This is a genomic window from Micromonospora sp. WMMD980 (assembly GCF_029626035.1).
In the GTDB taxonomy this organism is placed as follows: domain Bacteria; phylum Actinomycetota; class Actinomycetes; order Mycobacteriales; family Micromonosporaceae; genus Micromonospora.
In genome coordinates this window covers 4,758,825-4,770,893 of sequence record NZ_JARUBE010000003.1, presented here as the reverse complement: position 1 = coordinate 4,770,893, position 12,069 = coordinate 4,758,825, and the positions used below count along the sequence as shown (strand labels likewise).

The 12,069-nt window shown below is 72.4% G+C and carries 9 protein-coding genes and 1 pseudogene; 7 read left to right on the top strand and 3 right to left on the bottom strand.

Annotated features, from left to right (window positions below; genetic code table 11):
* Nucleotides 1-318 precede the first annotated feature (318 nt).
* The 5 genes and pseudogenes from O7618_RS22375 to O7618_RS22355 all read left to right on the top strand — a co-directional run bounded on the left by O7618_RS22375 (nucleotide 319) and on the right by O7618_RS22355 (nucleotide 3,955).
* On the top strand, nucleotides 319-681 hold the full coding sequence (locus tag O7618_RS22375; RefSeq protein WP_278108080.1) for a histidine kinase dimerization/phospho-acceptor domain-containing protein: 363 nt from the start codon (nucleotides 319-321) through the stop codon (nucleotides 679-681).
* Between the two features lie 493 nt (nucleotides 682-1,174).
* A pseudogene (locus O7618_RS22370) lies at nucleotides 1,175-1,797 on the top strand (VTT domain-containing protein).
* 34 nt (nucleotides 1,798-1,831) lie between these two features.
* Nucleotides 1,832-2,581, top strand: coding sequence for an ABC transporter permease (locus O7618_RS22365; protein WP_278108078.1), 750 nt, complete (start codon nucleotides 1,832-1,834; stop codon nucleotides 2,579-2,581).
* A gap of 457 nt (nucleotides 2,582-3,038) precedes the next feature.
* Nucleotides 3,039-3,671 carry a superoxide dismutase gene (locus O7618_RS22360; protein WP_278108076.1) on the top strand — a complete coding sequence of 211 codons (633 nt, stop codon included), beginning with the start codon at nucleotides 3,039-3,041 and terminating at the stop codon, nucleotides 3,669-3,671.
* Nucleotides 3,672-3,676: 5 nt separating this feature from the next.
* On the top strand, nucleotides 3,677-3,955 hold the full coding sequence (locus O7618_RS22355) for a superoxide dismutase (RefSeq protein ID WP_278108075.1): 279 nt from the start codon (nucleotides 3,677-3,679) through the stop codon (nucleotides 3,953-3,955).
* Between the two features lie 26 nt (nucleotides 3,956-3,981).
* Here the strand turns inward: O7618_RS22355 and O7618_RS22350 are convergent, their stop codons facing one another.
* Complete coding sequence (locus tag O7618_RS22350; RefSeq protein WP_278108074.1) at nucleotides 3,982-5,244, bottom strand: ATP-binding protein; 1,263 nt, start codon at nucleotides 5,242-5,244, stop codon at nucleotides 3,982-3,984.
* 74 nt (nucleotides 5,245-5,318) lie between these two features.
* Between O7618_RS22350 and O7618_RS22345 the strand changes: the two genes are divergently transcribed.
* Nucleotides 5,319-5,864: an MFS transporter gene (locus tag O7618_RS22345; RefSeq protein WP_278108073.1), complete on the top strand. Its 546-nt coding sequence runs from the start codon at nucleotides 5,319-5,321 to the stop codon at nucleotides 5,862-5,864.
* Nucleotides 5,789-6,322 carry a transposase gene (locus O7618_RS22340; RefSeq protein WP_278108071.1) on the top strand — a complete coding sequence of 178 codons (534 nt, stop codon included), beginning with the start codon at nucleotides 5,789-5,791 and terminating at the stop codon, nucleotides 6,320-6,322. Before O7618_RS22345 ends, O7618_RS22340 begins: the two co-directional genes overlap by 76 nt.
* A gap of 335 nt (nucleotides 6,323-6,657) precedes the next feature.
* Here the strand turns inward: O7618_RS22340 and O7618_RS22335 are convergent, their stop codons facing one another.
* Together O7618_RS22335 and O7618_RS22330 are read right to left on the bottom strand one after the other, a co-directional pair.
* A complete protein-coding gene (locus O7618_RS22335) occupies nucleotides 6,658-7,944 on the bottom strand; it encodes a TIGR02679 family protein (RefSeq protein WP_278108070.1) in 1,287 nt (428 codons plus the stop codon).
* Nucleotides 7,941-12,065 carry a TIGR02680 family protein gene (locus tag O7618_RS22330; protein WP_278108069.1) on the bottom strand — a complete coding sequence of 1,375 codons (4,125 nt, stop codon included), beginning with the start codon at nucleotides 12,063-12,065 and terminating at the stop codon, nucleotides 7,941-7,943. Before O7618_RS22330 ends, O7618_RS22335 begins: the two co-directional genes overlap by 4 nt.
* Nucleotides 12,066-12,069: the final 4 nt, after the last annotated feature.

Below are 12,069 nucleotides of genomic sequence, written 5' to 3'. Positions count from 1 at the left end.
ATCGGCTTCGGTCACTGCTCCGTGCCGGCGCCCGGCGGGTCACCCGGGACGGCCGCCTGCCGTAACCGGTTTGCGCTGTCCTGGGTGGGGCGGGCGGTCGCCTCCGCTCCGGGTCCCCCGGGTTGTTTCCTCCATCGGGTGGGGCACCGGGCGGGTTCCCCCGGTGGTGTGGTCGACAGTCCGAGTCGCCGACGACGCCGCCCGCCCAGCCGCGCCGCCTTCAGGCTTTCGGTAGAGCCCACTCCGATACTTCGCCCGCGAGGATCTCGCCGGCAACGTGGACGCCGCCGGCAACGGGCGGCCGAGGTGGTCGCGGCGGTGGCCGCCGGCGATCAGGCCGCGCTCGCCCAGACGCGGAAGCCCAGCCCGGGAGAAGTAGACGTTGGTGCAGGTCCTCGACCCGGCGGGACGGGTCGAGGCGGCCTCGGCCGCGCTCGGCGACGCCGTGCCGCTGTCCCCGCTGCGGCCCAGGCCCGGTACGTCGCCGACGCCAGCCACCAACCGCGCAGCCCGCTGGCCACCCTGTGCGCCGGTCTCGACCGCCTGGCGTTCGCGCGCGTACCCGACGGGCAGCGCGACCTGGTCGCGTTGCTGCGCCGCGAGACAAGCCGGCTCGGCGATCTCGTCGCGGATCTGCCGCTGCTCGCGTGCATCGACGCCACCGGCTGCGGGGTGCCATGAACTATCACCTGTCACGATCGTCGACACCGCCGCCGGACGCAGCGACCTCGTCGACGACGTCTTCGAGTGGTCGGCGGGGTGGCTGATCTACGCCCTTGCCGCTCTCGCGGCCATACCCGTCCTGGCTCACCTGCGGTGCTGGGCGTGCCGCCCCGGTGCGTGTCGTCGCGTCCCTCGGGCTGGCGTTCGCCCTCGGGCGGTTCATCGCCGCGCTCAGCACCGAGGTACGCCCCTTCCAGACCCACACCGTGCACCAGCTGATCCCCCATGAAGCCGGACCGTCGCTGCCCAGCGACCACGCCACCGCGGCGTTCGTGGTGGCGTTCGCCGTCGGGTGTTTCTGTCCCGCCGATGGGGGTAGCCCTGACCGTACTCGCCGCCATCATCGGATTCGCCCGTGTCTGGACCGGGGTGCACCCCCGGAGATGCGCTTATCGCCGCCGTGGCAGTCGCCAGCGCCTGAGCACCACCCCGCCCCCTCGTTCCGGAGGTCATGCCATCTCCACGCCTCAGGCTGATCGGCATCCTCACGATCATCTTCGCCGAATCCGGGCTGCTCATCGGGCTCTTCCTCCCCGGCGACTCGCTGTTGTTCACCGCCGGCCTCCTTGTCGCCGACGGCCGCTACCTGCACCAACCACTCTGGCTGCTCTGCCTGCTCGCCGCAGTCGCCGCAGTCATCGGTGACCAGGTCGGCTACCTGTTCGGCAAGCGCGTCGGCCCGAGCCTGTTCCGTCGCCCCAACTCCCGCCTGTTCAAGCAGGAGAACGTACGTCGGGCCAACGACTTCTTCGCCCGCTACGGCGCCCGCTCGATCGTGCTGGCCCGATCGTGCGAACCTTCACCCCCGTCATCGCCGGCGTCAGCCGCATGCACTACCGCACCTTCGTCACCTACAACGTCCTCGGCGGCGTCCTGTGGGGGACCGGCGTCACCGTGCTCGGCTACTTCCTCGGGCAGATCAGCTTCGTCAAGTCGAACATCGAGTTCATCCTGATCGCCATCGTGCTCGTCTCCGTCCTGCCCATCGGCATCCAGCTCCTGCGCTCCCGCCACCGCGCGGCGACCCCCCCAACCGAGGCAGCGGCGGCCAGAAAATCCTCCCGCACGGACTGAACGCTCCGTCGGCGGCTGAGGCGACACTGGCCGGGTGACCTCGTCGATGCTGGTAGTCGGGCCGAGACTCGCCCTCGCACTGGTGCTGCTGACCGCCTGCGCGGCCGGCGTGGCGATGATCGGACGGCTCGGGCACGGCCGGCAGATCGTCGTTGCCGCGGTCCGCGCCGCGCTGCAACTGGCCGCCGTGTCGCTGGTGATCACCGCGATCGTCGGCTCGCTCTGGGCCACCCGGGCCTTCGTCCTGCTCATGTGCGCGGTCGCCGCCGGCACCTCCGGCCGGCGGATAACCGGCGGGCCGTACGGCTGGTGGGCGGCCGTTCCGATCGCCGTCGCCAGCCTGACCGTCGTCGCCGCCCTCCTGCTCGCCGGGCTGGTGCCCCTGCGCGGCATCGCGATCATCCCGATCGCCGGCATCCTCACCGGCGGCGCCATGACCGCCACCAGCCTCGCCGGGCGGCGCTTCAACGACGACCTTCGCGGCCGGGGCGGCGAGGTGGAAGCCGCGCTCGCGCTGGGACTACTTCCCCGCGACGCCCGGCTGCTCGTCTGCCGCCCCGCCGCGAGCCAGGCACTCATCCCCGCCCTCGACCAGACCCGCACCGTCGGCCTCGTCACCCTCCCCGGCGCCTTCGTCGGCGTGCTCCTCGGCGGCGCGAGTCCCTTGACCGCAGGGATCACCCAACTGTTCGTTCTCGTCGGCCTCCTCGCCGTCGAAGCCACCGCCATCGTCCTCACCGTCGAGTTGATGGCGCGGGGGCGGCTACGCCCGCGATTGTCGTGAGCCGAGCGAAACGTGCCGCCTCGCGACGGCGACCTGTGGTGGTCCCTCGATCAAGGCCGCTTCGACGCCCGGCCGCACGCGCCGCCGGCCAGGCCGCGCAGACCGACGGACGCGGCCATCAGGTCGCCGCCGCGACGAGCGATCCCGATCCATGCGGCTACGACGACGGTCGTTACCGGGCTGGCGCTGAGGGATGCCGCCTCGTGGGACCGGGCGCCATCCTCCGGAAAGTCGCGGAGCTGGTACAGGCTCTTCGCAGAGCGTCGATGAGCGGCGGGGTCAAACAGCGCGGGCAGCCGGGCTGTGGGCGGAGGCGTCTGACCTCGTCTTAGCCCGGATGCTGCTTATTGCCACAAGTTGGCAACTGCGTAATGCTGGCATCAGCGGGCGGGTGCTCCAGCAATTGCGATGATCTGAACCGCCGCCGGGGTGCCCGCCCAGCTCACGACGACGACGAGTGATCGAGGAGTTGCTGGTAGCCGTCTACTCTCTGCCCGACATGCCGTACGACTACGGTGCGCTGGAGCCGGCGATGTCCGGTGAGATCCTGGAGCTGCACCACAGCAAGCACCACGCGGCGTACGTCAAGGGCAGCAACGATGCCCTGGAGCGGCTGGCGGAGGCCCGCGACAAGGGTGACTTCGCGGCGCTGGTCGGGTTGGAGAAGACGTTCGCGTTCAACCTGTCCGGGCACGTGCTGCACTCGATCTTCTGGAACAACCTGTCTCCGGACGGCGGTGACCGCCCCGACGGCGAGCTGGCCGCGGCGATCGAGGAGCACTTCGGCTCCTTCGACGGCTTCGCCGGGCAGTTGTCCGCGGCGACGAAGGGCGTGCAGGGCTCCGGCTGGGGTGTCCTGGCGTGGGAGCCGCTGGGGCAGCGGCTGATCGTGGAGCAGGTCTACGACCACCACGGCAACGTCGGGCAGGGCTCCACCCCGCTGCTGGTGTTCGACGCGTGGGAGCACGCCTACTACCTGCAGTACCGCAACGTGCGCCCGGACTACGTCGACCGGCTGTGGAACCTCGTCGACTGGGCCGACGTGACCGCCCGCTTCGACGCCGCCCGCGCCGCCGCGCCGAAGCTCTGACCGGCGTGACCGGCCCGCATCCGGTCGCCGCCGACCTCGTGCAACGCGCCGCCGGGGTCATCGCCGCCCGTCACCGCGGTGACCTCGCCGGCGCCAAAGCGCTGCTCGCCTCGTTCGACACCGACCAGGCCCGCACGCTCGGCTTCTACCTGCTCGCCGATCTCGCCCTCGGGCTGGTCCGCGCGCAGACCGGCCAGTCCCTGGACGACCTGGTCCGGGAACTCACCCTGCTCGTCGCCACCACACCACCGCCCCGCCCGGCTGAGGCATGCCCACTCCCATGACGGCTGAGGAGCGCCTACGAGCGAGGTCAGCCTGCTGTCGAGGCGGAAACCTGCCATAGGGCGCTGACCGGCATGGCGCGGAGTCTTTCGCCGAACGGCAGCGTGGACGATCCGGTATAGAGGACGATGCCGGCGAGGAAGTCGTCGCCGAGGCGGTCGGCGAGTCGGCGTAGTCCGCGGAAGTCGTCGGGTCCGACGGTGGTGGCTGCTTTGACTTCGATCCCGACCACGTGACCAGCTCGGTTCTCGAGCACCGCGTCGACTTCGTACCTGCTCTGGTCGCGGTAGTGGGACAGGTCGACGGGCTGCTCGGACCAGGTGAGCTGGCGGGAGAGTTCGGACAGGACGAATGATTCGAGCAGCGGGCCGAACGGTGCTCCCGGCCGCAGCAGTGCCCGGGCGTCGGTCGCGGTCTCGTTGGCGGCGATGCCCGAGTCGACGAAGATCAGCTTTGGCGCGGCGGTGGCGCGGGTGCCGATGTTGCGGGACCAGCCGGGAATCCGTCTGATCAGGAAGATCTCTTCCAGCGCCTGGAGGTAGCGGGCGATCGTCGGCCGGCTCAGCCCGAGTGCGGATTCGAGGGAGTTGGCGGCGATGATGGTCGCGGACCTGGCCGCGAGGAGGCGTACCAGCTTGCGGAGTTCGCCCTTGTGCTGGATGTCGGACAGTTGGCGGACGTCGCGGTCGATGAGCGCCTGGACGTAGGCGTCGAGGAATCGTTGGCGGCGGCGTGGGTCGGTGCGGGTGGTGGCCTCGGGTAGGCCGCCGCGCACGATCCTGGCTGCGTAGTCGGCGCGGGTCACGTCCGACTCGTGTCGCAGGTCCGGACCGAGCGTGAAGACGGCATCGACGAATCCGTCCGGCGCTTGGTCGAGTTCGCCCTGAGACAGCGGCCAGAGTTCGACGGTTTCCATCCGGCCGGGCAGGGCGTCCGGGGCGGCCACCATGCCGAAGAGGCGGGACGATCCGGTGAGTAGGTACCGGCCAGGGCGCGGGTCCTCGTCGACGGCTGCCTTGATGGCCAACAGGAGCTCCGGAGCGCGCTGGATCTCGTCGATGACCAAGAGCTCGGAGGAGTCCACGAACCCGACCGGGTCGGCGATCGCCGCCGCCCGGTCCTGAGCCCGATCAAGATCGCGGCGCTCGGCGAGACGATCGCCGGCGACGATGCGGACCAGCGTGCTCTTGCCTGTCTGGCGTGCTCCGCTGATCAGGACGACGCGGGTGTCGGTCAGCGCGGCGTCGACCTGCGCGGCGGCCCGACGTGGAATCAGGTGCGGTGTCGGCACGACATCATGATAGCCAGTAAGGTTTCGATCTGCGAGGGTCTTCGCGTTCGATTTGCGGTGAGAATGCGTTCGGAATGCGGCAGCTTGGTGTTCGATTTGCGCGGTCTCGTGCCTCCCCGTCTACAGCGGCAGGTGACCACCGCCAGCCGGTCCGACCGCGAGCTTCGGGTCCCTCCGGGGCCGGCGCGGGTGCGCAGGCGTGGATTCTGAGTGGAATGAGCGTGGGCTGCGCCGCCGGCCTGCTCATCAGCGGCGCTCTCGGCGACGACTACGGCCGTCGTCGGATCTTCCTGGCCGGCGCGGTGGTCCTCGCCGCCGGTTCCCTGCTCGGTGCGGCCGCCCCGACCTCGACGCTGCTGGTGTCGGCACGCATCGTGCAAGGCATCGGGGGTGCCGCGATCCTGGCCTGCAGCCTGGGTCTGATCAGCAGCGCCTACCCGGAAGGCCCGGAGCGGGCCCGGGCGACCGGCGTCTGGGGTGGTGCGCTGGGCACCGGGGCCGCGATCGGCCCGTTCCTGGCGCTCGGGCTGCAGGTACTGGGCGGTTGGCGCCGGTCTCCCGCGACTCGGGAACGGTTTCCGGGAACCATCGGCAGCCTCGCCGCTACCACCGAAGATTGAGGCACATTCTGTGGATGGCGGCGTTCACCGCCGCCAGGGAATGCCCTATATCGCGCGCCTATTACGAGAAGAAACGTGCCGAAGGCAAGAATCGCCGCCAAGCGATTCTCGCTCTCGCGCGACGACGCGTCGACGTCCTCTGGGCACTCATCCGCGACCGCAAGACCTTCAGCCGACCGGCAGTAACCCGTCCGCGCCGCAGCCTGAAGAAGCTCGCTCTCCGCCGGCGCGACCCCATCGCGCCGGCCGCTTCACCCTGCCCGCCAAGATCAACCGGAGTCACATGGAGACTCGAGCTGTGGTCCTGGGCTGGGACAACGGCGGTCCGGGGAACGTGGGTGAACGCAGGCCACTCCCTGCTACCCCAGGCGAACCCCCAGGTCGCTAGACTGGGCCCTCGCGCCCTCGTAGCTCAGGGGATAGAGCATCGGTTTCCTAAGACGACGCTCTATCTGTAGCCGCGGGCAGTTGACCTGCGGCTTCTCCTTCCTCTGGGTGTCCTGCGCCGGTCGCACGTGCGCGCCGCTGTGATCGCCTGCTGAAGCTCAGCGAAGTGCGTAAGTGCTGATCAGCATCACTTCTCCATCGACCGCCGTAGGGTCTCTTGCGATCTGCCGCGTCCGGCTCGACGTCGGGCCTTCGCCCTACCTCGTCGATGACCGGTCAACTCAACCAGCGCACGTTCGATCTGCGAGGAGGCGCTCGTTCGATCTGCGGCTACATCCGTGTTCGATACGCGGGCCTGCGGCTTCGACTTACGGCATCCAGCAGGTCGGTCAACTCCTGCCTGCCGTTACCCGGCTCCGGTCACGCGCAGGTCGGCGATCAGCAGGTCGAGCAGCCGCTCCTCCATCACCGCGCGGCCGGTCCGCCGCATCGACTCGCCCAGCGACTCGTCCCACGGCGTCCGGGTGGGCGTACCGATCAGTGCCGTGCCGGTGCCCGCCCTCGGCAGGTAGTCAGCCGCGGTCATCCGCCACGGCACCGCGCCCCGATACCGCTGGAGAGCCGCCGCAGTCAGTCGTACGCCGGTCCAGTCGAAGTCGTTGCGCCACCGGATCGCCGCCCCGTGAGCGGCGCCGAGCAGTGTGTGGACGGCGACCGACGGCACTCCTTCGGTGCAGATCAGCGGTGGGGCCTGGGCACCGAGCGTTGTGCTGGCCGCGCGAAGCACCGCGGGGTTCTCGCAGACGTACACCTCGTCGCAGTCCAGTGTGAGCGGTGCCAAGCGCAGTTGGTGCAGGGTCACCCGCATCGGAACACCCGCCTGCGCGGCCTCCGTCAGCCACCGCCCGACCAGCCCGCCGGTGGCCCGTACGTTGAGCACCAGCACCTGGCTGGCGAGGTCGTCCGGGACCAGACCAACCGATTCCCACAACGCCCGTTCCCGCTCGCCATCGACCGGGAGCGCCGTCTGCTGCCAGATGGCGGCGGCACGGAGGACGAGCCCGCGCAGCGGACCGTCGGTGAGGGCCTTCGTGTCGTCCAGCACCCGGTCGGCGAAGACCGGAATCGGTTCGTCGGCCGCGGGCAGCGCATCCAGGACACGGACCACGTCCTGGAACGGCAGTCCGGCGCGGACGATGCGGGTCAGGGTGCCGTCGCGGCGCAGCCCGTCGAGCCACTCGGCGTACCAGGCGGTGCCGGCGTGTCGGCCCTCGCGGGCCGCAGCGAGGACGGCGTCGCGGGCCACCGCCTCGCGTGTCCGGTCGGACGCCCGGTTGCGCAGCGGCGCCGTCATGGTGAGCACCTCGACCAGGCCGACTCCGTGCGCGCCGCGCAGGTGCTCGTCCACCTCACCGAGTCGGATGCTGAGGCGGGCCGCTGCGGCCGAGCGGTGGGTGCCGGTGATGCCGATGATCACGAGACGTTCGTCGTCGGTGGGGATGGAAAGCGTCACGGTGGTGTCGAGCCGGCCACCGCTGCGTTCCAGGCTGCGCCGTGCGGCCGCCAGCAATCTCCGCCAGCCGGGCTGCTCGACGAGATCTACCGGGCCGCCCGGCAGGTCCCGCCCGGCCGGCACCAGCGGCGGGTGTGCGGCGGCCCGATCCGACGGCCGTTCGCCGTGCCCGTCGGTCATTCGTCGGTGAGGTCGAGCAGGACACCGGTCCGGTCGGTTCCGGCTTGATTACCGGGGGCGCGGCGGGTCTCCGGGGAGCCGAGCGCGCGGGCCAGGGTTCCGTCGAAGTCGGCGATGTTGGTCGAGCCGTCCCAGACCAGCAGCACAGTGGACACGGCGTGTTCCACGGCGGAGTGCGACAGGTCGTAGTGGGCGGCGCCGCTGACCGCCGGGTGGGTGGCCCAGAGGTCGTAGCCCGTCATGAACAGGTCCAGGTCGAACTGTTTCGCCAGGGCCATCAGCTCACCCCGGCCGGTGTCGTCCACGCCGGCGAACGCCTCGTCGAGGCCGAGCAGCCGGGGTGCGTCGGGTCGGGCCGAGCCGAACAGCGCATTCGCGGCGGCGAACAGCGGCAGGTGCAGGGAGACCGACTGTTCGCCGCCGGAGAGCTGGCTGTGTCGGGCCCGCGTCAGTGCCTCCGTGCCGCCGCCGGGCCGGTGGAGGGTGAACGCAAACGTCCGCCACTGGCGGTAGTCGAGGACGTCGCCGAGCAGTTCCCGGTAGGGCCGTTCTGGCGCGGCGGCCCGCGCTGTCTTGATCCGGGCGGCGAAGTGCCGGCGCATGGTGGTGAGCTGGGCCGGCCCGAGCCGGGCCGGGTCGCGTTCGAGGAGCTTGCAGACGTCGCGTTGCTCGGCGTCCAGGTCGTCGGCGAGCCGCCAGCCGACGCCGACGGTGAGCCCCGACGACATCCGCCGGGCCCGCATCTGGCTGTCCATGGCCGCCACCAGGTCGCGGGCCTCAATGGTCCGGTGGTGGATCTGCCGGGCAAGTTGCCCGAGCAGGGCGTCCTCCAGCACCCGCTGCTCGGAGTCGGTGAGCAGTTGTTCCTGGTCGCGACGCTCGCGGGCGATCCGGTCGGCGAAGTGGGCGACGGGGGTGAGGCCCTGCTCGTCGGCGACCCGGACCACGATCACCCCGTCGTCGGTGTCCCACTCGGGCCGGTGGTCGAGGCCGGCGGCAGGTAGTTGAGCCTGCAGTTCGGCCAGCGCGGTGGTGAGCCGGGTGGCGCTCTGCTTGAGTGACGTCTCGGTGGGGCTCAGCTCCCGGGTGGCGGCGAGGATCGCCTCGTGCAGCGCCGCCACCTGCGGATGCAGGTCGTCGTCCGACATCTGCGCCGGCCAGCGCAGGTCGGTGGGGCAGCGCAGCAGGCCCAGCAGGTCCGGCTGGGCGTACGGGCGCAGCCGTCGGGCGTCGTGCTGCGCCTCGGCGACGGCGGCAATGAGCGCGTGCTCGCCCAGCTCCACCCGGGTCAGCGCGGCTACCCGCCGCTCCCGGGCGGTGCCGAGTGAGCTACGGGCCTGCTCGACGGCCTGCTCCGCCTCGATGATCGCATCGGCGGTCCGGGCCACGTCGGCCAGCACCCGTTCCGCGTCGGCGCCCACGCTGTCGCGCAGCGTCCGGTACGCTTCCGCCTTCTCCTGGTGCCGCGCGCGGGCGGTGCGTGCGGTCTCCGCCGCGGCGGTGAACCGGTCGACTGCCTCGTCGTGTCGCTGGCGAGCCTGGTCCTCCTGCTCGGCGGCATGCGCGGCGGCGGTCCGCGCGCCCTCCAGGCGTACCCCTCGCTTCTCGAAGCGGCTCACCGCCTCGGCGGTGTCGTCGAGCCGGTCGACCGGCAGCGACCGCTCCGCCGCGCTGCGGCGCAGCGCGGCCGCGGCGGCGGCCCGCTCGGCCAGGGCCTGGTCGAGGCGGGCGGCGGCGGCCGCGCTGGCTTCCTGCCGGGCGCGCAGCGTCGCGGCGGCCCGGTCCAGCTCGCGCAGCGCCGCGTGGACCGGTGCGGGTGCCGGCAGGTGCGCGGCGGCCGCGTCCACCGCCGCCAGCAGCGCCTCGACGGACGCGCGGTCGCGGTCCACCGCGCCGAGGTCGGCGTCGATGACGGCCAGCAGCCGCTCGCACTCGGTGACCCGGGCGGCGCGGCGGGTGGCCCGGGCGGTCGCGCCGATGTACTCGCAGGAGGTCTTGGCGAACCGGCCGGCGGCGATGCCCTGGGCGTACCGGCCGTCCACGCCGATGACCGGCGCGGCGTCAGGCGTGGACACGTCGGCAAGCGCCACCGAGGTGAGCACCTCGGTGATCCGCGCGGCGGGCACGTCGTCCTGTTCCTCGGGGGCCAGCACGTCGGCGAGGGTGGCCCCGGTGGGCCGCCGGTGCGGCGGCAGCGGCAGCAGGTAGCCGTCGAGGTCGTCGCCGGCCAGCGCGGCCGTCGCGGTCCCGGGGTCGGGGTGCAGCCAGGCGTCCAGCAGCCCGGCGGCGTGCAGCGCCGCCTCGACGGCCGCCGCGTCCGCGCCGGTCAACCCGTCGGCGAAACGGACCAGCCGCCACAGCGGTGCGCCGGGTCGGCCGGCGCGTGGCGCGGGCCGCGTCACCGGGGCGGGCGGCGCGTCGTCGTGCTCGGCGGCGATCCGGTCCCGCTCGGCGGCCACCTCGGCCCGCCGGTCGGCCAGGGCCGCCCGCTGCGCCGTCAACGCCGCGAGCCGCTCCTGCCAGTGGACCACCGCCGTGGCCGTGGCCTCGGCGTACACCTCGCGCAGGGTCCGCGCGCCCGGTTCGCCGGTAATGTCCACGGCGGCAATCAGCCCGGCAGCCAGGTCCGGGCGCGCGAGGTCGGCCAGCAGCCCGGCGTTGCCCTGCGCCCACTGTTCGAGCTGGGCGCGCAGCCGGGCGCGGGCCTGCGCGACGGCGTCCTCGGCACGCCGCTCGGCCTGCTCGGCCCCGGCGGCGGCGGCCGTGGCGCCGGCAGCGTCGGCGGCGGCCCGGGCATGGTCCCGGTCGGCCTGGTCGTGCCGCGCCACCTGCGCGCGGACGGCGCGCACATCGTCGCGGCGGGCGGCGGCCCGGGCGGTGATCCGGGCCGCCAGGTCGTCCGGGGCGGCGTCGTCGGCGCTCCAGGTGATCCCGGCCGCCTCGGCGTCGAGCAGGAGATCGGCGGCGAGCCGGTCGGCCGCCGTCCGGGTGTCCCGGGCCGCGACCGTCGCCCGCTCCGATTCGGTACGCCGCCGGGCCGCCGCGCTCTCCTCGGCGGCGACGCCCTCGTCGGCCCGCCCGGCCGCCTCGGCCAGGTCGTGCACGTGCCGTTGCAGGTCGGCGAGCTGCTCGTGGGACTGGTAGGCCGCCGACGCCTTCAGGCTGTCCAGGTGGGCGCGCAGCCGTCCGGGCCCGCCCTCGACGGTCCGCAGCCGCTCACCCGCCGCGGCCTCCGCCTCGACCGCCGTGTCGGCCGCGTGACGGGCGTCGCCGAGTGCGGTCGACCGGGTGGCGACCGCGTCGCGGCGGGCGGTCAGGGCGTCGGCGGCGGCCCGCGCGTGGGTGCGCAGATAGGTGGAGTAGACCGTCAGGAACGCGGCGGTGGCGCCGTCCGCCGCCACCAGCCCTTCGAGGGTACGGGCGACCGCCTCCATGTCGTCGAACGAGCGGGCGGCCTCCACCAGCAGGTGGTCCTCGACCGGGCGCAGCCCCCGTTGCAGCGTGCGGGACAGCTCGACCGGGTTCAGGTCCTTGGCCAGTTGCGGCTTGCGCAGGGTCAGCACCAGGTCCAGCAGTTGCTCGTAGCGGGCCGGGCCGAGGCCGAACAGCCTGTTATCGACGAGCTGGCGGTAGTCCTCCGCCGAGTCCCGCACCGCGTCCGCGCCCAGCCGGTCGATCAGGTCGCGGCGGGTCAGCGGCCGGTCGTCGGCGTCCAGCAGGGAGAAGTCCACCCCGACCCGGCCGTCGAACACGAAGTGCCAGCGGGTGACCCGATCGACGTGCCGGTGCGCCCGCAACCCGATGCCGACCGTCACGTACTGCTCGCCGTCGCCGAATTCCATCCACACGTACGCGTGGGTGACCTCCTGCCCCCGATAGAGCAGGTTCGACTTCATGGTCCGGTCCTCGCTGGCGAACGGGTTGAGCCGGCGGGGTTCGATCCGCCCGTCGAGGACGAACGGGAACAGCACCTCCAGCGCCTTGGTCTTGCCGGAGCCGTTGGGCCCGCGCAGCACCAGCCACCCGTCGACGAAGCTGAACTCCTCGTCCCGGTAGTCCCACAGATTGATTATCCCGGCGCGGGTGGGGGCGAACCGGTGGACGGCGCGTTGCTCGATCACGATC